Source organism: Nitrospirillum amazonense (genome assembly GCF_007828035.1).
GTDB classification, from domain to species: Bacteria; Pseudomonadota; Alphaproteobacteria; order Azospirillales; family Azospirillaceae; genus Nitrospirillum; species Nitrospirillum amazonense.
In genome coordinates this window covers 554,990-576,424 of sequence record NZ_VITV01000002.1, presented here as the reverse complement: position 1 = coordinate 576,424, position 21,435 = coordinate 554,990, and the positions used below count along the sequence as shown (strand labels likewise).

Genomic DNA, 21,435 nt, shown 5'->3' with positions numbered 1-21,435 from the left:
AGCCCGGCGACGGCGCCCGCCCTGCAATGCCCCCGGCGCGGGGCTTGGGGTTCACAAGTCCGATTGACTTGCATGATAATAGTGGCATATACCAGCTTCGTGATCAACGACGCCGATGGCGCCCCACTTCCACCGCTTCTTTCAAAGGGAAACTCCCATGAGCACCAAAGGTACCGCCCTCGTCACCGGCGCCTCCTCCGGCATCGGCGCCACCTATGCCGACCGCCTGGCCCGTCGCGGCTATGACCTGATCCTGGTCGCCCGCAACCAGGGCCGGCTGGAAGAAGCGGCCGCCCGGCTGCGGGCCGAGACCGGCGTCAAGGTCGAGGTCTTGGCCGCCGACCTGGCCAACCAGGCCGACGTGGAGACGGTGGAGCAGCGCCTGCGCACCGACGCCGCCATCACCCTGCTGGTGAACAACGCCGGCCTGGGCCCCAAGGAGGGCTCGCTGGGCAGCGACATCGCCTATCAGGACACCATGATCGCGGTGAACGTCACGGCGGTGAACCGCCTGGCCATCGCCGCCGCCGACGCCTTCGCCGCCAAGGGCGCCGGAACCGTGGTCAACGTCGCCTCCGTCGTCGCCCTGATCCCGGAGATGTTCAGCGCCACCTATGTCGCCACCAAGGCCTTCGTCCTGGCGCTGACCCAGTCGCTGCAGGCGGAAACCGCCAAGGCCGGCAAGGCCGTGAAGTTCCAGGCCGTGCTGCCCGGCCTGACGCGGACGGAGATTTTCGAGCGCGTGGGCAAGTCCTTCGACGACCTGGACCAGAACATGGTCATGGAGGTGGGCGAGATGGTGGAGGCGGCCCTGGCCGGCCTGGACCAGGGCGAGTTGGTCACCATCCCCTCGCTGCCCAACCCGGCGGATTTCGACGCGGTGAACAAGGCCCGCTACGCCCTGGGCCCCAACCTGTCGCGCAACCACGCCGCCGACCGCTACAAGGCTGGCTGATCCGTCAGGGCGTGTCGACGTCCGTCCCGCTGGGCTTGCGGTCCTTGAAGTCCAGCGGGGCGGGCGTCACCGGCCCCAGGCGGAAGACCGCGCGATCGACGTGGCGCCTCAGCACCACGTCGACGTAGGTCGTCTGGTTGGGTTTCAGCGCCACGGCCAGGCCGGCGCCGTCGGTGCGGAACTCCACCGGGGCATAGCCGACGAAGCCGTCGCCGGTGGCGGGCCGCGCCTGGACGCGCAGGCCGAAATGGGCGCCGGGCAGCTGCGCCATGACGTCGTAATCCAGATAGTAGACCAGGCAGTTGGGTGAGACGCTGTTGCGCTGCCGGTCGACGAAGAAGCCCTTGGGCAGGTCGTCGGGGGTGTAGTCCGGGCCGCCCAGCAGGTAGAGGTCGAAATCGTCCACCGCGTCGCCCTGGTCGTCGCGGATGCGGAAGACCAGTTGGCTGTGGCGTTGCCCTTCATCCGGCCTGGCCAGGGCCACGGCCTGCTGCGTGGCGTCGGTCAGGGCCGCCAGCGCCGCCACGCGGGCGCCATAGGCCGCCGGGCTGTCGACCTGCAGGCAGTGCAGGATTTCCGCCACCACAGGCTTGGCGGCGGCGTTCTGGGGCGTGACGCTGCCCATGATGCCCAGGCGGTCGCCGGAATGGCTGGCGTCGGGAATGACGCCAAAGGCCAGGGGCGGCTGCGGCGTCCGGGGCCCGCCGTCGGGGCTGAGCACGGCGGCCGGCTGCCCGTTGAAATGCGGATGCGGGTTGGTCACCGCCGTCGCCATCTCATTCAGCCTCAGGAACAGGCAGTTCAGGTTGGCCCCCGCCACGCGCACCACGCCATCCGACCCTTCCTCCGCCAGGTAGGAATTGAGAAAGTCGTAGAAGTGGGCGTCGATGGTCTGTCCGGTCAGCACGAAAGGGTAGAGGTCCACGGCCAGGGGGTCATAGTCCAGCCAGCGGCCGTTCAGGCGCCACTGGTCTGTGCTGCCCAGGGCCAGCCAGTCCAGGATGCGCTCCCCCGGTTCCACGCCGTTGAAGAAGGCCTTGATGCGGCCCACCCGCTCCTTGCCCAGGGTGGCGAGGGGGGAGCCGTGGTTGGCGGGCGCCAGCATGACCAGGTGGCGCAGCGGCGGCCGTCGCAGCCCCGCGCCACCCCCCGTCCCACCGTCATAAAGGCGGCTCACCCATTCCCGCACCACCGGCCCGCCGGTGGAATGGGTGACGCAGGAGAAGTCGGGCAGGGGCGTCCCCGCCGGGGCGCCGGGCGGCAGCAGCGCATCGCGCAGCGCCCGGTCGAAGGCCCGCACCACGTCGGCCATGGTGACGGCATCCTGGAAGCTGACGTAGCTGCCCAGGTGGATTTGCACCACCGTCAGGTTCAGGCCGGGCGCCGTCAGCGCCGCCTGTACCGCCAGGGCGTCCGGCAGGCCGCCGTAGGTCGCTGTGCTGGTGACGCTCCAGCCATGCACGAAAACCAGGATCATGAGCCCCCCGCAAGCGTCACCCCAGAGCGCAGCATAGCCCCTTAATACGCCACCCGCACCCGCACGCCATACAGGCGGGGCGGGCGGATGCTGGCGGTGTTGTAGCCGGCACCCAGGGCCTGGGCGGGCTGGTAGCCGCTGGTCACCACCGCCTGGTTCTCCACGTTGTTGATATAGCCCGTCAGGCTCCACCACCCATGGTCCGGGGTGTAGGTCAGGCGCAGGTTGGTCATGTGGTAGCCGCCCTGCAGCTGCTGCGGCGCGTAGTCGTACGCGGTCTGGTAGGAGGAGGAGAGGTGCACGTCCGCCGCCGCCGTGACGGTGCCGCCACCGTCCAGGCGGAAGTCATGCTGGTAGCCGACGATGGCGGTCCAGCGCGGGGCATTGATGGCGGGCTTGCCGGCGCAATCCACCGCCCAGATCCGGGCGGCGCCGATGGGCTTGGGCACCGCCGTGGCCGAGGCGTTGGTGTAGGCGCAGCCCACGGCCGGCGAGGCGCCCAGGCCGCTGTAGTAGCGGTAGTGGAAATCGTCGTAGGCGGTGTCCAGGTACTGGCCGCTGGCGGTCAGCAGATCGTCCGCCGTCACCTGCCACTTGCCGTCCACGGCCAGGCCGCGCATGTGCGCCCGGCCGGCGTTCTGCGTCACCAGCAGGGCGGCGTAGGGCGCCAGCGGCACGCCGGTCTGCACCGGGGCGGTATAGGTGATCTGCTGGTCGCGGTATTCGTAATCGAACGCCTCCAGGTTCACCTGGGCCTTGCCGCCCAGAAGGCTGTTCTTCAGGCCCACGGTGTAGGCCGTCAGATGCTCCGGCCCATAGTAGTCGCGCTGGTTGACGGGGGAGGAGAAGAAGCCCCCCGCCTTGAAGCCGGTGGCGACGCTGGCGTACAGCAGGGAGCCGGGGGCCACGTCGTAATCCGCCCCCACCTTCCAGCTGGCGCCGTTCCAGTCGTGCGTGTCCTGGCGGGGCAGCAGGGTGGGAAAGGCGGCGGTGAAGGTATTGCTGCCGAACAGGATGGTTTGCGCCTTTTCCTCGTGCGACAGGCGGCCGCCGGCGGTCAGGCGCAGGTCCGGCGCCACGGCGTAGGTCACCTGGCCGTACGCGGCCTCGGACTCGGTGTCCAGGTCGCCCTTGCCCACGGCGTGCTGGATGTAGTTGTCGTAATACTGGTTGCCGTAGAGCTGCTCATTGAAATAGCTGACGCCGCCCACCCAGCTCAGCGGTCCCTGGCCGTTGGACGTGAGGCGCGCGTCGATGGAGGTGGCGCGGGAGCGGGCGGTCAGGCTGAAGGCGCTGGGCACATAGGCCAGGTAATCCTCATCCATGCCGCGATAGGCCGGGGTGAGGGTCAGGGTGGCGAAGCTGAAGTCCTTCACGATGTCGGCCTTCAGGCCCCACGACCTGTCGTCGATGAAGCCGTCGTTCCGGGCGTTGCGGATCAGCGGGTTCCGGCTGGCCAGCGGCGGCAGGGCGGCGTAATAGGCCTTCACCGCCGCCGGGTCGGACGGGCCGATCCAGGGGTTGTCGCCGTTCACGAAGGGGTATTGCACCTGGGCGTCGCCCTTGCCGCCCCGGTGGGCGTAGTCGGCGGCCAGGCGCACATGCAGGTCGTCCGCCGGCTCCAGCAGCACCTGCACGCGGCCGGCCTGGCTCTGGTCGTCATCATAGCCGTCGGAGAGATAGCCCTTGCGGTCCACCACCTGGGCCGCCACGCGCAACGCCGCCTTGGTCGAGAGTGGCACGTTCAGGGCACCCTCGCCCTTGCGCAAATTGTAATTGCCGAACTCCAGCGAGGCGTGGCCCGACGTCTGGCCCAGCACCGGCACCTCCGGCACGACGTTCAGCACGCCGGCCGAGGCGTTGCGGCCGTACAGCGTGCCCTGCGGCCCGGGCAGCAGCTCCAGCCGCTGCAGGTCATAGAACACCAGGCTGGCGCCGGCCGGGCGGGCGACGTAGACGCCGTCCAGGTTGAAGGCCACCGCCGGCTCGGCATAGCTGCTGATGATATAGGTGCCGATGCCGCGCACATAGAGCTGCGGCGTCCCGCCGGCGGCCGGCGCCACCACCAGGGCGGGCAGGGCGCGGGCCAGGTCGGCGGTGTTGGTCAGGCTGCCGGCCGCCAGGCTGTCGCCGGTCACGGCCTGGACGGCGATGGGGGCGGACTGCAGCGTCTCCATCCGCTGTTCCGCCGTGACCACGATGTCCTTCAGCACGGCATCGGATGCGGCATCCGCCGGGTCGGCGCCATTGGTGGCCCCTGCGGCGGCGGCGAAGGAGGCGGCAAAGGGGGCAGTGGCCAGGAAAAGGGTGGCCATGGCCGTCGCCGGCCGGAACAGTCGGTTCATCTGTGTCCCCAACGCATGGCGCTGTTGGCCGGGCCCTGGCGGGTCCGGGGCGCCGCTTGGGCGGACGCCATTCGTGCCTATGCAGACGGGGGGCAGGAGACAGAAAAGAAGCGTTCCGCGCAACGAAATAATAATACGTTTTTATAAGAATTTGTCACTGATGCGGCGGGAACACACGGGCGAACGGCGCCGCCCCGCCCCCTGACCTTGCCTGGTGGGCGGAAACGGCGCGGTTCCTTCAATCAGTATTTGTGAAACACGGTTTTATTAATGCGCCGGGCCATTCAATACCGGGCCCTCAGTACCGCACGGTGGCGCGGACGCCGTAGGTGCGCGGCGGGCGGATGTTGGCGTAGTTCAGGCCGTTGCCGAAGGCCTGGTTGGGCTGGAAGCTGGTGCTGACCACCGCCTGGTTTTCCACGTTGTTGACATAGCCGGTGACGGACCACAGGTCGTCCGCCGCGTTGTAGGTCAGGCGCAGGTTGGTCATGTGATAGCCGCCCTGCACCTGCTTCGCCAAATAATCGTAGGCGGTGTAGTAGGAGGCGGAGAGGTACATGTCCGCCGCCGCCGTCAGGCCGGACCCATCGGCGAAGCGGAACTCATGCTCATAGCCCAGGTTGGCGGTCCAGCGCGGGGCGTTGGTGCCGGGCTTGCCGCTGCAGTTCACCGAGTAGATGGCGGAGGGTGGGACGGGTGCCGGGCTGGCCCCCGTCGCCACGCTGTAGGGACAGCCGACGGAGGGCGGGGCGCCGAAGTTGGAGAAATAGCTGTAGGTGAAGCTGGTGTAGCGGCTGTCGATATACTGCACGTTGGCGGTCAGCAGGTCCTGCGCCGTGGCCTTCCACCGCCCCTCCACCTCGAGCCCCCGGATGCGCGACCGGCCCACGTTCTGGGTCACGAACACGGGCGCGTAGGGGAAGCTGGACACCCCGGTCAGCGAGGGCGCCAGATAGCTGATCTGCTGGTCGCGGTATTCATAATCGAAGGCCTCGACGTTCAGCTGCACCTGGTTGTCCCAGAAGCGGTTCTTCACACCGATGCTGTAGGCCGTCAGGTGCTCCGGATTGAAGGTGTCGGGCCCGGCGCTGGCGAAGAAGCCGCCCGCCTTGAAGCCGGTGCCGATGTTGGCATACAGCAGCGACTGCGGCGCCAGGTCGTAATCCACGCCCACCTTCCAGGTGGCGGCGTTCCAGATGCGGTCGTCGGCGCGGGTGGACAGCGTGGGCTTGGCCGGGCTGAAGGTGGCGGTGCCGAACTGCGTGTCCTGCGTCTTCTCCTCATGGGTGAAGCGGCCGCCGGCCGTCAGGCGCAGGCTGTCGGTCAGCGCATAGGTCAGCTGGCCGAAGGCGGCCACCGTCTCGTCCGTCAGCGTGCTGTCGATCACCGTTTCCTGGACCCAGTGGTCATAGTCCTGATTAGCCGCCACATCCTCGGTGAAGTAATAGACGCCGGCCAGCCAGGTCAGCGGCCCGCCGTCCCGGGACGCCAGCCGCGCCTCCACCGACTTCTGCTGGGCGTCGCTCTGCACCCGGAAGGCGGAGGGGATGTAGGACAGGTAGTCCTCATGCACCTCGCGATAGGCGGGGATGACGGTCAGGGTGGCGAAGCTGAAATCGTGGTTGATCTCGGCGTGCGTGCCCCAGAACTGGTCGTCGATGAAGCCGTCGCTTTTGGCGTTGCTGATCAGCGGGTTGTGGGCGGAGGCCGCCGGCAGCCCGGCGTAATAGGCGGCGACCTCGCGCGGGTCGGACGGGCCGATCCAGGGGTTGTCGGCATCGGCGTAGGGGTATTGCACCTGGCCGGAGCCCTTGCCGCCCCGGTGGTAATAGTCGCCCGACAGGCGCACCCGCCAGTCCTCCGTCGGCTCCAGCAGCAGTTGCAGGCGCCCCGCTTGGCCCTGGTCGTCGTTGTAGCCGTCGGTCAGGTAGCCCTTGCGGTCGATCACCATGCCGGAGGCGCGCAGCGCCGCCTTGTCGCTCAGCGGCACGTTGACATAGGCGTCGCCCTTGCGCAGGTCGTAATTGCCGATGTCCAGCGTGGCGGCGGCCGACAGCGCGTCCAGCTTCGGCGTCTCCGGCAGCACGTTCAGCGCCCCGCCCGAGGCGTTGCGGCCGTACAGCGTGCCCTGCGGGCCCTTCAGCACCTCCACCCGCTGGATGTCGTAGAAGAAGCCGTTGGCCCCGGCGGGGCGGGAGATGTAGATGCCGTCCAGGTTCACCGCCACCGACTGCTCGGCATACTGGTTGGAGGCGAAGGTGCCGATGCCGCGCACATAGACCTGCGGCACCCCGCCCGCCGCCGGGGCGATCACCACCGAGGGCACGCTGCGCGTCAGGTCCGACACGTCGGCCACGCCCGCATCCTTCAGCGCCGCCCCGCCCAGGGCCGACACGGCGATGGGCGCGTTCTGCAGGCTCTGCTCCCGCCGCTCGGCGGTGACGACGATGTCCTCAAGCTGGTTGGTTTCCGCCGCGGCGGCGGCGCTGGCGCCGGCGCCCTTCGCGGCGGGGGCGGCGGGGGCCGCGCTCTGCGCCACGGCGGTTGAGGAGAGGAGGGCAAGGCCCACGCCAGGCGTCAGCATAAGGGCGACGGCAGCCGTCGCCGGACGCACGATCCGGTGCATATGTGATCACTCCCTGCGCGGCCTTGTTGACCGGCCCATAGCCCCCACGGGGAAAACCCCGTGCTCTTCCAAGGGACTAAGGGCCGGGGCGCCGGTTCCCGGGCGCCTGCTGTGCCGCTACAGGCAAAGGTAGAACGCAATTATGCATTCATCAAATCGATAGGCTGGATAGGGGTGTATCGGGGGAAATGATGAAATTGGCGGTCAGCAATCTTTCACATGAATTGAGTGAAAGACCCCTTCCGCCTACACCTTCCGGACAGCCAGCTTGTCGATCCGCCGCCGGGCCATATTTGAAGGGCGGCTCAGTTTGCTTATCGCATAGCGGGTAAACGGAAGGGAATGAAAGATGGCCGACACCGTCACCGTGAACCATCGTTGGCTTAAGGACGACGCCCTGGCCTTGCTGCTGAACGAAGCGAATTGCGACTTCGCGCTGCTGAACCAGACATCCGATCCACTGAGGGCGCGCGTCCTGGTGGCGGGGCTATGCCTGATCCGCAGAAGCGACACTTTCCGACAAGCATTCGAGAAGGAGCTGGATACCTTCCGCCATAAGCCTGGCTGGGGACCATTCTATTCCTGGATGATCATGACCAAGTTCCAGGTCACCCAAGACCCGGACGAATGGCCCTTCGCTCTGTCGGATCGGGAATTCGACTACTACGCCACCAAGAATTTCGGTGGAAAGATGCCGGACATTCAAGGGATCTACAATCCACCCAGCTTCTACTCCGCCTTGGCGCAGGACATCTTCGCCGTGGGGGCGGGTGTTGTTGTTGGCGCCGCCGTCACGACCATGCTGCCGGAGGTGGCAGGGGCGGCGGCGCTCAGTGGGGCGGCGCTCAGCACCGCGACGGCGCGGGCCACGGTGTCGACCGCCTTGGGCGCCATAACCGGGCATCTCATGCCCGGCGGTTCCTGGGAGGCCGCGCGCCTGGGGCGGTTATGGCCCCGGTATTCGAGTGAGTATAATCGGCGGATGATGAGATGACGCTGGTGACCTTTCGTGGTTGGGTTGGTCGCTATGGGCAGTGGCTGATACTGCTGGGCGGCCTGCTGGCGTTTTTCGCCCAGGCCGACAAGCGCTATGAGGTTGCCACGCTGGGCATGGCCGCCGCGACCATCGGCGCCTGGGGGCTGTTGTTGGCCGCCGACCTGCCCGGGAACCGGTGGAGCCAGCGGCGGCCTTTCCTCAAGATCATGCTGGTGTTGTGCTTCGCTCTGACCTTGCTGGGCGCCGGGCTGGCGATGTCGGGGCATCCGGCCTGACGCCGCCCCTTACTTCTCCGCTCACTCCCGCAAATACCCCCTGAGCCAGATCAGGCCAGGATCGCGGTCGAACTGGTAGTGCCACTGCATCATCTCGGTCAGCACCGGGAACTCGATGGGGGCGGGGAGGACGCGCAGGGGCAGGTGCTGGGCGTAGAGGCGGGCCAGGCGCGTGTGCATGGTGCTGATCATGTCCGTCTCCACCAGGATGGAGGCGACGGAGGAGAAGTCGGGGGCCACGGCGCCGACGGTGCGGGCGTAGCCGTAGCGGTCCAGGAACCATTGCTCGAAGGCCGGGGTGCGCTTGCCGCCGATCGCCACCACTACATGGGCCGTGTCAGGGGCACTTAAGCCATAGGCCGTCGTCCACGGCCCAGCGGGTTGCAGGAGCGCTACTTGCCCCGTCCAAAGGGATGCTGTCCGCAAACGCCGAAGTCGGTCTTGATCGTTTCCGGCTTGGGCGCGTTCGGGCCGGAGTAGAAGATCACCAACAGGGCTTCCTGATTGACGGAGGGATCCGGCGGCAAGGGTTCCATGATCAGGTAGGTCAGCTTGCCGGTGGGGCCGCAGCCATAGGGATCGGCTTTCTGGTTGAGGCCTTTGACCGCGTAGAGGGTGCCCTTGCCGAAGGCCCCGGCTGGCGTCACGTCGTAAGTGACTTTCCCCAGGGTGATCTTGTCCCTCGTCACCTCCAAGGCGCCGATGGGCGCGCGTTGGGGGGAATTGTCCATCCACCTGCCCAGAATCTGGTCGTCGGCGTGGGCCGAGTTCGCCCCGAGCAGGAGCAGGGCCGGCAAGAATAACGGCAAGGGATGGCGGCGCATTGTGCTTGCCTTCTTGAACTGCGCCACCATCACGCCTCGGCGGCCGTCGATGCTTATTCTTTCCGGCCGAAGGGATGCTCGCCGCAAACCGCCATCTCGTTGAGGGTGTCCGGCTTGGGCGCCTCCGGTGCCGCATAGAAGGTCACCACGATGGCGCTGTAGGTGGCGTTGGAGATGGTGGGCTTGGGCCGCACGATGATGTGGCTGAGCTTCTTGGTGGGGCCGCAGCCATTGGGATCGGTTTTCCGGTTCAGGCCGTTGACCGTGTACAGGACGCCCTCGCCAAAGGGGCCGGCCTGGGTCACCTCATAGGTGACCTTCCCCACGGTGATCTTGTCGCTGGTGATGTCAAGCGGGCCCATCGGATTGTTCTTGGGGGCTGAGTCGGTCCATTTCCCCAGGAAACGATCATCGGCCCACGCCGGTGCCGTGCCCATCAGCAGCAGGGGCAAGGACAGCAGCGCCGATGAAATGCCGCGCCTCATCTATTTCCTGTCCCGGGCGAACGGATGCGCGCCACAGACCCACATGTCATTGCTCAGCGTTTCGGGTTTTGGCGCTTCCGGGCCCGAATAAAAGGTGACCCGAAGATACGTTGAAAGGGAACTGGTGTCCGGCGTGTTGGGCTGAAGGATCAGATAGGTCACCTTGTGGGAGGGACCGCAGCCATAGGGATCGGCTTTCTGGCTGAGACCCTTGACCGCGTAGAGGGTGCCGGCGCCGAAGGGTCCGACCGGCGCCACGTCATAGGTGACCTTCCCTAGGGTGATCTTGTCGTTCGTCACCTCCAAGGCGCCGATAGGCGCGCGCTGGGGGGAATTGTCCTTCCACTTGCCCATGATTTGCTCATCCGCCCAGGCGGCGTTCGCCCCGAGCATGAGCAGGGTCACGATGGGCAAGGTGCGGGCAATCCCGTGGTTCAAGCGGGTCTCCTGTCAACGCAGCGCTGGAACTGAGAGCCACTGCCCGAACGCAGGGTGTGCTGTCCGCCCATGATCACTACCACGTGCCATGTCCCGATCGCGCAGGCGCTACTTGCTCCGCCCAAAGGGATGCTGACCGCAAACGCCAACATCACTGTCCAGCGTTTCCGGCCTGGGCGCGTTGGCGCCGGAATAGAAGATCACCAAAATGGTTGCCTGCGGGACGATGGGATCTGGGGGAAGGGGCTTGACGATGAAGTAGGTGGCCGGATCGCTCGCACCGCAAGGGCGGGGATCGGGCTTCGGCGTAAGGTCCTTCACCGCATAGAGGATCCCATTGCCAAAAGGTCCCTTGGGCACGACATCGTAGGTGACTTTCCCCAACTTGATCTTGTCGGTGGTGATCTCCAGGGTCCCCATTGGCCGGCGCTGGGGGGAGTTGTCGTGCCATTTCCCAAGGAATTGATCATCGGCCAGCGCTGCCGTCGGCCCCGCCGCCATTAACATGGTGACGATGGGTAATACGAAACCGAGCTTCAAACGCTCCTCCCCTTTTGGGCCTGGGCACACCGCTCGAACAAGGCCGCTGTGACCTTATTGCGCTCGGCTTGGATGCCGTGACGAAAGCAGCACTTTGCCGCTTTGGCCCAGTCGCCGCTATTGATCGCATGGTTCATGGTTGAATAGGCCATCAGTCCGGCGGCCCGGTGATGGCGGGTTTTGCTGCGCCCAGCGCCCAAATTGTAGATCATGTCGAACAACGCGAGCTTCGCATCGTCCGGAAAATCATCGAACTTGGGATAGATCAGTTTTAGATGGAGATGATCCGAATCCAAGTGGGCGTCCAAAAGGGTGTTGGCGGTTGCTTGGGTGATCCGTAGATCACTGTCATTCTCATAATGCGCCGCCGTGTGTTTTTTGTGGGGCGCGGCGGACTTCTGCTCCTGGTGTCCAATGAACAAGGCGCGCCAAGCGGCTTCGACCTCAAGTTTGCTGGCCGGCTGGTTGTTGCCCTTATGAAGGAAAGGAAGAGCGCTGGCGCTTTCGGCGGTCGCTAACAGGGTGCCACAGCCTACCGTCACCAAGCCCTCACTATCCAAATACATCCAAAGTACCTGATCTTCCCATCTGAGAAGCAGGGTTCTGATGTTCTCTCGCAAGGCTGGGAGGAGCATGGTCGGGACCCTGGACCTTTTCATTAAGACGGCTGCGATGGGGCTTGCAGGCGATGCCTTGCCCCCACGCCAGGGAAATGAAAAGTGGGCCTGCGGTTTCAAGCCCTGCCTGAATGGTAGAACGTCATACCGCTTTCCTTCCCCGAAAGGGCTCATCCCGGCGCGCGCCGGGCGCGCGGTTGAAAACGCCGGCGCCGGTTCTACCAGCGCTCCCCGTCCTCACTCCCCGGCGCATTCCCGCAAGTACCCTCGCAGCCAGATCAGGCCGGGATCGCGGTCGAACTGGTAGTGCCACTGCATCATCTCGGTCAGCACCGGGAACTCGATGGGGGCGGGGAGGACGCGCAGGGGCAGGTGCTGGGCGTAAAGGCGGGCAAGCCTGGTGTGCATGGTGCTGATCATGTCCGTCTCCACCAGGATGGAGGCGACGGAGGAGAAGTCGGGGGCCACGGCGCCGACGGTGCGGGCGTAGCCGTAGCGGTCCAGGAACCATTGCTCGAAGGCCGGGGTGCGCTTGCCGCCGATGATCACCACCACGTGGGCCATGTCCAGGTACTGCTCGAACGTCAGGCTGTCGCCCACGGCCGCGTTGTCGCGCCAGACGACGCAGCTGTGCGTCTCCTCGAACAGGATTTCCTTGGGCTGGTCGCTGGTGAGGTAGGCGTCGGGGGAGATCACCAGGTCCACGTCGGCCCGGTTCAGGCGGTCGTGGATGTCGTCGGCCACGGCGCTGATCTCCAGCCGCAGGCCCGGCGCCTCGCGCCGCAGGCGGCGGATGGCGCGGGCCAGCACCACCTCGGTCACATAGTCCGACGCCACCACGCGGAACACGCGCTGGGCCGTGGCGGGGTCGAAGGTGGGGCGCGCCTCTATGGTGGTCTGCACCCGGATCAGGATGTCGCGCACCGGCTCCACCAACGCCAGCGCCAGGGGCGTGGGCACCATGGCGCGGCCCACCATCACCATGATTTCGTCATCGAAATAATCGCGCAGTCGGGCCAGCGCCCCGCTCATGGCCGATTGGCTGAGGTGCAGGCGGTGGGCGGCGCGCGAAACGTTGCGCTCCTCCAGCAGCACGTCCAGGGCCACCAGCAGGTTCAGGTCGAAACGGCGGAAGCGCATGGGCGCCCATCCTCCCTATTTTATTGTTCGAGGTGATACCTCGCCGCACTTTGGTACGGCAGAACCGATAGATGGATCAGCCGTTCGCTGAGCGCAAGGCCCGTCGAAGGAGGGCGCTGATATCGGCCGCGCCGATGGACGCGCATCGGAAAATACGCCTCAACCGATGCTGCCGGCCGCCGTACGTTGCCGCCATAACAACGCCCATACCAAGCGAACGGGAGGGAGGATGATGGCGCAGCGTGTGAGCCGGGTGCTGATCGTGGGGGGCGGCATCGGCGGCCTGTCCCTGGCGTCGGCCCTGCGCGACCGGGGTCTGGCCGTGGACCTGGTGGAACTGCAGAAGGAATGGACGGTCTACGGCGTCGGCATCATCCAGCAATGCAACGTCGTGCGCGCCATGGCCGACTTAGGCTTGGTGAACCGCTACCTCGACGCCGGCTTCCCGTTCGAGGCGGTGGGCATGTACGCCCCCGACGGCCGCCTGCTGGCCAAGATACCGGGCCAGCGCCTGGCGGGCCCGCAATACCCCGCCAACCTGGGCATCAGCCGCCTGGCCCTACACACGGTGCTGAGCGGCGCTGCGCTGGAGAAGGGCACGGCCGTGCGCCTGGGCACGACGGTGGAGCGGCTGGACCAGGACGACGCCGGCGTGGACGTAACCTTCAGCGACGGCACCACCGGCCGCTATGACGTCGTGGTCGGGGCGGACGGGCTCTATTCCAAGGTGCGCGGCCTGTTGTTTGGAGACGAGCATCGGCCGCGCCACACCGGCCAGTCGGTCTGGCGCCACAACTTCCCGAGGCCGGCGGAGATCGACCATTTGGCGGCCTTCACCGGCGCGGACGGCAATGCCGGCCTCTGCCCCCTGTCCCACGACCTGATGTACCTGTTCGTGACGTCGGAGGAGCCGGGCAACCCCCGCATGCCGGCCGACCAGCTGCACACCCTGATGCGCGACCGGATGAAGGGCTTCGGCGGCCTGATCGGGGCCCTGCGCGACCGGATCACCGACCCGGCCCAGGTGGTCTACAAGCCTATGGAGGTGCTGATGATGCCGGCCCCCTGGTACCGGGGCCGGGTGGTCCTGCTGGGCGACGCCGTGCACGCCACCACGCCGCACCTGGGCCAGGGCGCGGGCATGGCCATCGAGGACGCCGTGGTGCTGGCCGAGCTGCTGCCCCAGGACGCGCCGCTGGGCGACCTGCTGGCCCGCTATATGGAGCGGCGGTATGAGCGCTGCCGCTTCATCGTCGACAGCTCCATCATGGTGGGGGAATGGGAAATGGCGCGGCGCCACGACGTGGACCGCATTGGCCTGGTGAAGAAGATGCTGGAGGTGACGGCCCAGCCCGTGTGAGGGGGCAGCGAGAGGGGGCAGTGTGAAGGCCGTCCCCGCCCTTAACTGGCCCGCCCTAACTGTTCTGCAGGCGGCTGACCAGCTGGGCCACGTTGGGCACACCCAGGCCGGTCACCAGGTCATAGCCGGGGCCGGCGCTATAGGCGCCGTTGCTGCCCTGGGTGATGTCGCGGAAGCAGGGCGTGCCCAGCAGCGGGTAGAGCAGCGGGTTCAGGAAGGGCAGGGCGCCCTTGCCCGCCTTGGTCCGCGCCTCGTTGATCAGGGCGCAGAAGCCGGCCCACAGCGGCGCGCTCCAACTCGTGCCGCCGATCTGCTCCTTCTGGCCGTTCAGGTACAGCAGCGCGCCCTCGTTGGGGTCGGCGGGGCCGGCGACGTCGGGTACCAGGCGCTGCCCGCCCGCCGGCACGCCGTTGCCCACCTGCCAGGCCGGGCGGGGGAAGTCCACGCTCTTGCCCCCGCCGCTGCCCGGCCAGGCCACCTCCGCCGCCACATGGCCATCGGCGCCCAGGCGCAGGGAGGTGCCGCCCACGCCGATGACGCAGGGGTCGCTGGCCTCATACTCCACCTGCAGGGGGCCCTTGGAGGAATGGCCGGTGTCGTCGGGGTTGGAACCGGCGTCGCCGCTGGAGACGAAGACGTTCACGCCGGCCGCCGCCAGCTTCAGGAACTTCTGGTGCTGGGTCGCCATCTCGCCCGAGGGGCCCTGCAGATAGGTCTCGCCCAGCCCCAGGCTGATGGACAGCTGGCGCAGGGCGGGCCGCTGGGCGGCGTCGGCGATGATGCGGTCCAGGGCCTGGTCCAGCGCGGTGAAGGAGAGGGAGCCGCAGGCGTAGACGCGGATGCCGGCGCCGGGCGCGATGCCGCTGGTCCATTCCACGTCCAGGCTTTCCTCCCCCTCCGGCGAGGGCAGGGTGCCGCCGGCGACGTTGATCTTGGTGACGCGGCCGAGGTCGGCGCTGACGCCGTTGGCCCGCCAGAACAGGGTGAGGTCGCTGTCCAGCGGCACGGTGTCGATCAGGATGGCGATCTCCTGCCCCGCCCCCGTCAGGCCCAGCCCGTCGGCGCCGTAGGCCTTCAGGATGGCGGGCACGGTGTAGGGCGGCTGGGTGGGGTCGGCCGCCGCCGGCTTCTTCTTTTTCTTCTTCTGCTTTTGCGGCGCGGCCGTGTCCGTAGGGTCATCGGGGACGCCATCGGGGGGGACGCCATCGGGCGGCGGCTTGTGATGGCTGATGCGATAGTGCTTGTTGGGCCGCAGGAAGGGTTGCAGGCCGCCGATGTGGAACACCGGGCCGCCCACGTCGTCGGGCAGGCTGGGCGTGTCGCAGGCCGCCGTGTAGGCGTGGCCGTCGCGCGTCACCCGCACCATGGTCACGCCCAGGCTGGCCTCGATGGTGCCGGCGGGGGCGGTGGCGTAGACCGTGGTGTGGTCGGGCGTCACCTGGTCGATGGTGTAGCCCTGGGCCGTCAGCCACCGCGCCAGGCGGTCGGCGGCGGCCGGGTCGGCGGCATAGTCCCGCGCCTGCTCCGCGAAGGGGATGACCTCGCCGGCCGCCACCCTGTCCTCCAGTTCTCGCTGCTTGCCCTCGGGCAGGCTCAGGGCGAAGTGCAGGGACATGGCCGCCGCCCGGTGGCGGGGCTCCGCCGGGCTGATCAGCAGGCCCTGGGTCGCCAGGCCCTGGCCGGCGGGCAGGGGGATCACGCTGTCGGGGAAAAGCTTTCTGCCGGGCATCGTCGCCGCCTTCTCGCGAATGGTGCCAAGGGCGGCCCCGGTAAGGGCTCACCCAGGACGGGAAGCGCGCGGCGGCGGCGCCGGTTCCTGCGACAGGATGTAGCGGGGCTGCCGGCGGCCTTCAATCGCCGCGCGGCCGCTCCGGCCCGGGCCGCAGCCCGGTGTAGAGCGCACGCGGGCGGATGAGCTGGGCATCGGCGCGCTGCTCCAGCGCGTGGGCGATCCAGCCCAGCGAGCGGCCCAGGGCGAACAGGCCGAAGGCGGCGCCCCTGGGCAGGCCCAGATGGCGGCGCAGCGCCACCAGGGCGGTGTCGATCACCGGCGGCTGGCCCACCAGGCGCTGGGTCTGCGCCTGCACCACGGCCCAGGTGGGGCGCAGGGGCAGGATGCGGCCCAGCAGGGCGGCGGCGCGGGGGTCACCGGTGGGGTACAGCGGGTGGCCGTAGCCGGGGATGTCCTCCCCCCGCGCCAGGCGCTGGCGCAGGCGGGCGGCGGTCTCGCCGTCCGCGCCCACCTCATCCCACAGGGCTTCCACCCGCGCGGTCAGGCCGCCGTGGCGCGGGCCGCCCAGGGCTGCCAGCCCGCCGATGACGGCCGCCCGCAGGCTGGCGTCGGTGGAGGCGATGCAGCGGGCGGTGAAGTTGGAGGCGTTCAGCTCATGGTCGGCGCACAGCACCAGGGCCATGCGCACCAGCTCGGCGCCGTCCTTGTCCAGCTTCCACGCCTGGGCGCATTGCTTGTGGATGGGGCCGGCGGCGGGGGCTGTGCCCAGCAGGCAGGCCGTCAGCAGCCGCACCAGCGCCGCCGCCCCCTGCGCCAGCCGGCCGGGCGCCCGCTGCCAGGCGGCGGTGTCGGCGTCCTCGCTGGCCAGGGCCAGCAGGGGCAGCAGCGCCTCCTCCGCCCGGCGGCCGTGGAAGGCCGCCTGGGCCACGGCGAAGGCCTGCGCCGGCTGGGGCAGGGGGCCGCCGAACGCCTCCTCCGGCGCCACCCGCCACAGCAAGCCCGCCACCTCCTCCACGCTGGCGCGGACGGCGAGGTCCACGGCGTCGCGACCCCGGTAGTAGAGGTGGCCGTCCTGGATCAGGGTGATAGCCGACTCCAGCACGGGCAGGCCCCAGTCCAGCGTGGCCTTGGCGATGTCCTTCGGCCGGCGGCCCCGGATGCGGGTCAGGGCCAGCCGGTCGACCTCCGCCGCCAGGTAGCGGCTCTCGCGCGTGTCCCCGTCCGGCTGGGCGCGCAGCAGCCCCCGGCTGACATAGGCGTACAGCGTCTGGCGGGAGACGCCCAGCCGCGTGGCGGCCTGGGCGGCGGTCAGCAGGTCGGCCATCGGGCGCCCCCTCGTTGATCGTCTCAATCAATATTGATTTAGTTAATCAACATTGACGATTATTGTCACCGGTTCATCGTCGGGCTGTTCCTAAAGGGAGACACCGACCATGAGCACCCCCGGCCATCATTTCCTCAAGACCATCTGGCAGGCCCTGGGCGGCGCGCCCGACGCGCTGGACCGGGTGCGCTTCACCGGCGCCGGCAGCCTGCCGTCCGTCTTCGCGGTCAGCGACTTGGCGGTCGCCTCGGTGGCCGCCGCCGGCCTGGCCCTGGCCGAGCTGGCGGGCGCGGACGGGGTGGTGGCCGACCGCCGCCTGTCCTCCGCCTGGTTCGGCTATGCCCTGCGGCCCCTGGGCTGGGACCTGCCGCCCGCCTGGGACGCGGTGGCGGGCGACTACCGCGCCGCCGACGGCTGGATTCGCCTGCACACCAACGCCCCGCACCACCGCGCCGCTGCCTTGTCCGTGCTCGGCGTGCCGGCGGACCGGGCGGCGGTGGCCCGGGCCGTGGCGGGCTGGACGGCGGGCGATCTTGAGGCGGCGGTGGTGGCGGCCGGCGGCTGCGCCGCGGAGATGCGCAGCGCCGAGGCGTGGGCCGAACACCCTCAGGGCCGCGCCGTGGCGGCCTCCCCCCTGTTGACCCTGGAAACGGCGGGGCAGGGTGTCGAGGGGTGGCGGCCGGATCCCGTCCGGCCCCTGGCCGGCATCCGTGTGCTGGACCTGACCCGTATCCTGGCCGGGCCCACGGCCACGCGCTTCCTGGCCGGCTGCGGCGCCCAGGTGCTGCGCATCGACCCGCCCGGCTGGGCGGAACCCAACCTGGAACCGGACATGACCCTGGGCAAGCGCTGCGCCCGCCTGGACCTGCAGCGGGCCGACGATGTGGCGACCTTGAAGCGCCTGCTGGCCCGGGCCGACGTGCTGGTCCATGGCTATCGCCCGGACGCCTTGGCCCGCCTGGGCCTGGATGCGGACAGCCGCCGTGCGCTCAACCCCGGCCTGGTCGATATCTGCCTGGACGCCTATGGCTGGGACGGGCCCTGGGCCGGGCGGCGCGGCTTCGACAGCCTGGTGCAGATGAGCGCCGGCATCGCCGAGGCCGGCATGCGCCTGCTGGGCCGCGACAAGCCCACGCCCCTGCCGGTGCAGGCGCTGGACCACGCCACCGGCTACATCCTGGCCGCCATGGCGCTGCGCGGCCTGGCGCTCCGGGCGCGCACCGGCCAGGGCACGGCGGGCCGCACCGCCCTGGCCAGCACCGCCCGCCTGCTGCTGGACGGCGGGGCGGGGGTGATGGACGCGCCCCCTCTGGCGCCCGAGACCGACACCGACTTCAATCCCGCCCTCGAACAGACCGGCTGGGGGCCAGCCCGCCGCCTGGCGGCGCCGGTGACCGTGGCCGGGGCGCCGCTGGCCTGGGACCGGCCGGCGGGGCCGCTGGGCGGCGCCACCGCCGTCTGGGAATGATGTTCGAAGTTGCAATTGCGAATTACTCTTATTTATAGTGCCGGACGCTAAGGGCGCCGGACGGGGACGATCGGCCGGATGCCCGCGACATCCTTGGGATTTGGGCGACGGCATGACGGCGACGATGGGCTTTTTGGGGGGCTTGGCCCTGACGGTGCTGGGCATCGTCCTGCTGCGGCGGGTATGGGCCTCGGCCACGGCCCCGCGCTGGCGTGCCCTGCCGGGCTGGGCCCTGATCGCCGCGGGTTTCGCCGGCTGGCTGGCCGTGGCCGACGCCGACAAGGCCGTCGTCATCGGCTTCCTGGCCTTCTCCCTGGTGGGCTACGGCGTGGTGATCCTGGGCCGGGACCGGCGCCGCCGGCCGCACCGCGCGCCCAAGGCCCCCGTGGCCATGCCGGTGGAACCGGGCCGGCGGGCCTGGGTGACCTTCCTGCGCGGGACGGCCCGCACCCTGCTGGCCGGCCCGCTGGCCGCCGCCACCGGTATGTCGGTGGCCGCCCTGGTGGCGGTGCGCGCCGGTGGGATGGAGGCCGACCGCCTCGTGGCCGCCGGCTTCATCGGCCCTATCGGCTGGGGTATTGCCATGACCTGGGCGCTGGTGGACGCGCGCCTGGCCCGGGTGGGCCTGCTGCTGCCGCTGACGGCCGGTGCCGCCGTGGCGGCCGCCTGGCTGTCCCGCGTCTGAGGGGGGAAGACATGTTGAAGCGCATCGCCGCCCGCGTCCTGGCCCGCCGCAGGGCCGACCCCGCCACTGCGGCCAAGCCCGGCGCCACGCCCCGCGCCCGGGGTGGCGTCGTCCAGTCCTCCCTGGCCGGGCATTCGGCCCTGGGGCTGGGGCTGGGCGCGCTGGTCTACATCGTCTGCCTCAGCGGGGCCGTCGCCGTCTTCGCCGATGATCTCAGCCGCTGGGAATGGGCCGGCACGCCGGAGACCGCCACCCTGGCGCCGGAGGTGGTGGACCAGGCCCTGGCCGCCGGCCTGGCACGCGCGGCCCAACAGGCGGGCGGGGCGGAGAAGGTGACCGGCCTTTACGGCCTGCTGCCCCGGCCGGACTGGCCCCACCTGGCGGTGCGCGCCTTCACGCCGGCCGGCGCTGTCACCTGGCGGGCCGGCGCCGACGGCGTGCTGGCCGATACGCCGTCCGATGCCTGGACCGACTTTATCGGCGAGGTCCACATGGAGTTGAGCCTGCCGGGGGTGTGGGCGGGCCTGGCGGTTGGCACGGTCGGCATCGTGCTGCTGTCGCTGCTGTTCTCCGGCATCCTGGCCCACCCGCGCATCTTCCGCGACGCCTTCGCCCTGCGGCTGACCGGCGCGCGGCGCCTGGGCCTGGCCGACCTGCACAACCGGCTCAGCGTCTGGGGCCTGCCCTTCCACGTCGCCATCACCGTTACCGGCGCGCTGTTCGCGCTGGCCAGCCTGATGATCCTGACCGTGGCCCAGGTGGGCTACAAAGGGGACCTCGCCCGCGCCTACGCCCCCTTGAGCGGCGCCCAGGTCGCGGCCGACGCCGGCCCGCAGCCCTTGCCGCCCATCGCCCTGCTGCAGGCGCAGGTGGCCGACCCCACGACCGGGGCGGCGCGCATCTCCCGCTTCTATTATGTCGAGCGGCCGGGCACCAAGGGGCAGCGCATCCTGCTGGACATGACCCGCCACGACGGTCTGACCCAGGGCGACCGCAACTATTTCGATGGCGAGGGCAAGCTGCTGGCGCCGTTGGGCTTCCTGGACGGGCCCGTCGGCATGCGCGTTTATGGCGCCTCACTGGCCTTGCACTGCGCCACCTACGGCGGCCTGCCGGTGCGCCTGGTCTATGGCGTGCTGGGCCTGGCGCTCAGCATCGTCACCGCCACGGGGTTTTCCATCTTCCTGGCCCGGCGGCGCGATCGGGGCCGGCCGCTGCCCCGGCTGGAACGGGCCTGGGCCGGCGTGACCTGGGGCGTGCCCCTGGCGGCGACCGTCTCGGCCGCCTTCACCCTGGCGCCCGATCTGGCGCGGGAGGCGGTCTATCTCTGGAGCTTCTGGGGCCTGGTGGCGATCCTGCCGCTGTTGAGCTTGGCGGCGCCCACGGGTGAGCGGGCGTCGCGGACCTTGCGCCTGCTCCTGGGGGCCGCCTTGGTGCTGCTGGCCGGTGCCCATGCCGCCCGCCATGGCACGGACCTGCCGGCGGCGGCGTTGGTGGTGGATCTGGTGCTGGCCCTGGCCGGCGTGGGCTTTGTCTTCAGCACCGGCCTGGCCGGCCGCCGCGCCCGGACCCTGGCCGCCCAGGCCAACCCCGCGCCTTAAGCCTTTTCCGCCGGCGCCGCCACCATGGTGCGCAGCACGGCCGCCACATCCTCCGGAATGGGGGTGGGGCGGCGGGTGGCGTTGTCGACATAGACATGGACGTAGTGCCCGGCGGCGGCCGGCGCATCCTCGTCATTGCGGAACAGCGCCAGTTCATAGCGCACGCTGCTGCGGCCCATGTGTGCCACCCGTACCCCCACCGTCACCCGGTCGGGGAAGGTGATGGGCGCGAAATACCGGCACTGCGTCTCCACCACCAGGGCAATGGCGGTCCCCCTGTCCGGCGCCAGCACGCCCTTCTCGATCATGTGCTGGTTCACCGCCGTGTCGAAGTAGCTGTAGTAGACCACGTTGTTGACGTGGCCGTAGGCGTCGTTGTCCGCCCAGCGGGTGGTGATGGGCTGGAAGTGGCGATAGTCGGCGCGGCTTTCCGGAGTGTTCGTGGCCGGGGTGCTCATCAGGATTCCTCGGGAATACGGGGCGGACGCGCCTCAGGACATACCCGCGAAGACGGCGACGGCGCCACCGGTTTCGCCGGGGCGCCGT

At 69.2% G+C, this 21,435-nt stretch carries 20 protein-coding genes; 7 read left to right on the top strand and 13 right to left on the bottom strand.

Annotated elements, in window-relative coordinates; genetic code table 11:
* The first annotated feature begins 157 nt into the window (after window positions 1–157).
* Window positions 158–955: an SDR family NAD(P)-dependent oxidoreductase gene (locus FBZ87_RS06600; RefSeq protein ID WP_145609526.1), complete on the top strand. Its 798-nt coding sequence runs from the start codon at window positions 158–160 to the stop codon at window positions 953–955.
* Between the two features lie 4 nt (window positions 956–959).
* On the opposite strand, the gene FBZ87_RS06595 is transcribed toward FBZ87_RS06600, so the two are convergent.
* From FBZ87_RS06595 to FBZ87_RS06585, 3 genes are all read right to left on the bottom strand, one after another.
* Window positions 960–2,432: an esterase/lipase family protein gene (locus tag FBZ87_RS06595; RefSeq protein ID WP_145609525.1), complete on the bottom strand. Its 1,473-nt coding sequence runs from the start codon at window positions 2,430–2,432 to the stop codon at window positions 960–962.
* A 41-nt stretch (window positions 2,433–2,473) separates the two neighbouring features.
* On the bottom strand, window positions 2,474–4,777 hold the full coding sequence (locus FBZ87_RS06590; protein ID WP_246134268.1) for a TonB-dependent receptor: 2,304 nt from the start codon (window positions 4,775–4,777) through the stop codon (window positions 2,474–2,476).
* A gap of 298 nt (window positions 4,778–5,075) precedes the next feature.
* Window positions 5,076–7,403 carry a TonB-dependent receptor gene (locus FBZ87_RS06585; RefSeq protein WP_145609524.1) on the bottom strand — a complete coding sequence of 776 codons (2,328 nt, stop codon included), beginning with the start codon at window positions 7,401–7,403 and terminating at the stop codon, window positions 5,076–5,078.
* A gap of 349 nt (window positions 7,404–7,752) precedes the next feature.
* Here FBZ87_RS06585 and FBZ87_RS06580 point away from each other — a divergent pair, with 349 nt between their 5' ends.
* Both FBZ87_RS06580 and FBZ87_RS06575 read left to right on the top strand, forming a co-directional pair.
* Entirely contained in the window at window positions 7,753–8,397 is a 645-nt protein-coding gene (locus FBZ87_RS06580; RefSeq protein WP_145609523.1) for a hypothetical protein, read from the top strand.
* Window positions 8,394–8,675 (top strand): hypothetical protein, encoded by a 282-nt coding sequence (locus tag FBZ87_RS06575; RefSeq protein WP_145609522.1) that lies wholly within the window; start codon window positions 8,394–8,396, stop codon window positions 8,673–8,675. Before FBZ87_RS06580 ends, FBZ87_RS06575 begins: the two co-directional genes overlap by 4 nt.
* Window positions 8,676–8,696: 21 nt before the next feature.
* Here the strand turns inward: FBZ87_RS06575 and FBZ87_RS06570 are convergent, their stop codons facing one another.
* From FBZ87_RS06570 to FBZ87_RS06540, 7 genes are all read right to left on the bottom strand, one after another.
* A complete protein-coding gene (locus FBZ87_RS06570) occupies window positions 8,697–8,999 on the bottom strand; it encodes a type 2 periplasmic-binding domain-containing protein (RefSeq protein WP_145609521.1) in 303 nt (100 codons plus the stop codon).
* A gap of 68 nt (window positions 9,000–9,067) precedes the next feature.
* The gene (locus FBZ87_RS06565) at window positions 9,068–9,529 is read right to left on the bottom strand and encodes a hypothetical protein (protein WP_145609520.1); all 462 of its coding nucleotides are present in this window, start codon (window positions 9,527–9,529) and stop codon (window positions 9,068–9,070) included.
* Window positions 9,530–9,552: 23 nt separating this feature from the next.
* Window positions 9,553–9,984: a hypothetical protein gene (locus FBZ87_RS06560; RefSeq protein WP_145609519.1), complete on the bottom strand. Its 432-nt coding sequence runs from the start codon at window positions 9,982–9,984 to the stop codon at window positions 9,553–9,555.
* On the bottom strand, window positions 9,985–10,398 hold the full coding sequence (locus tag FBZ87_RS06555) for a hypothetical protein (protein WP_145609518.1): 414 nt from the start codon (window positions 10,396–10,398) through the stop codon (window positions 9,985–9,987). It abuts the gene before it with no gap.
* 132 nt (window positions 10,399–10,530) lie between these two features.
* The gene (locus FBZ87_RS06550) at window positions 10,531–10,962 is read right to left on the bottom strand and encodes a hypothetical protein (protein WP_145609517.1); all 432 of its coding nucleotides are present in this window, start codon (window positions 10,960–10,962) and stop codon (window positions 10,531–10,533) included.
* Window positions 10,959–11,597, bottom strand: coding sequence for a lysozyme family protein (locus tag FBZ87_RS06545; protein ID WP_145609516.1), 639 nt, complete (start codon window positions 11,595–11,597; stop codon window positions 10,959–10,961). The genes FBZ87_RS06550 and FBZ87_RS06545 overlap by 4 nt, the downstream gene beginning before the upstream one ends.
* A gap of 219 nt (window positions 11,598–11,816) precedes the next feature.
* Window positions 11,817–12,719, bottom strand: coding sequence for a LysR family transcriptional regulator (locus FBZ87_RS06540; RefSeq protein ID WP_145609515.1), 903 nt, complete (start codon window positions 12,717–12,719; stop codon window positions 11,817–11,819).
* 229 nt (window positions 12,720–12,948) lie between these two features.
* On the opposite strand from FBZ87_RS06540, the gene FBZ87_RS06535 reads away from it, so the two are divergent.
* A complete protein-coding gene (locus FBZ87_RS06535) occupies window positions 12,949–14,079 on the top strand; it encodes an FAD-dependent oxidoreductase (protein ID WP_246134267.1) in 1,131 nt (376 codons plus the stop codon).
* Between the two features lie 55 nt (window positions 14,080–14,134).
* On the opposite strand, the gene FBZ87_RS06530 is transcribed toward FBZ87_RS06535, so the two are convergent.
* Both FBZ87_RS06530 and FBZ87_RS06525 read right to left on the bottom strand, forming a co-directional pair.
* The gene (locus tag FBZ87_RS06530) at window positions 14,135–15,808 is read right to left on the bottom strand and encodes a S53 family peptidase (RefSeq protein WP_145609514.1); all 1,674 of its coding nucleotides are present in this window, start codon (window positions 15,806–15,808) and stop codon (window positions 14,135–14,137) included.
* A gap of 121 nt (window positions 15,809–15,929) precedes the next feature.
* Entirely contained in the window at window positions 15,930–17,135 is a 1,206-nt protein-coding gene (locus FBZ87_RS06525) for a citrate synthase family protein (RefSeq protein WP_145609513.1), read from the bottom strand.
* A 109-nt stretch (window positions 17,136–17,244) separates the two neighbouring features.
* Between FBZ87_RS06525 and FBZ87_RS06520 the strand changes: the two genes are divergently transcribed.
* From FBZ87_RS06520 to FBZ87_RS06510, 3 genes are all read left to right on the top strand, one after another.
* Window positions 17,245–18,603 (top strand): CoA transferase, encoded by a 1,359-nt coding sequence (locus FBZ87_RS06520; RefSeq protein WP_145609512.1) that lies wholly within the window; start codon window positions 17,245–17,247, stop codon window positions 18,601–18,603.
* A gap of 112 nt (window positions 18,604–18,715) precedes the next feature.
* Complete coding sequence (locus FBZ87_RS06515; RefSeq protein WP_145609511.1) at window positions 18,716–19,288, top strand: hypothetical protein; 573 nt, start codon at window positions 18,716–18,718, stop codon at window positions 19,286–19,288.
* 11 nt (window positions 19,289–19,299) lie between these two features.
* A complete protein-coding gene (locus FBZ87_RS06510; RefSeq protein WP_145609510.1) occupies window positions 19,300–20,889 on the top strand; it encodes a PepSY-associated TM helix domain-containing protein in 1,590 nt (529 codons plus the stop codon).
* Here the strand turns inward: FBZ87_RS06510 and FBZ87_RS06505 are convergent.
* The gene (locus FBZ87_RS06505; protein ID WP_145609509.1) at window positions 20,886–21,347 is read right to left on the bottom strand and encodes an acyl-CoA thioesterase; all 462 of its coding nucleotides are present in this window, start codon (window positions 21,345–21,347) and stop codon (window positions 20,886–20,888) included. The two genes, FBZ87_RS06510 and FBZ87_RS06505, sit on opposite strands and share 4 nt — an antisense overlap.
* Window positions 21,348–21,435 lie beyond the last annotated feature (88 nt).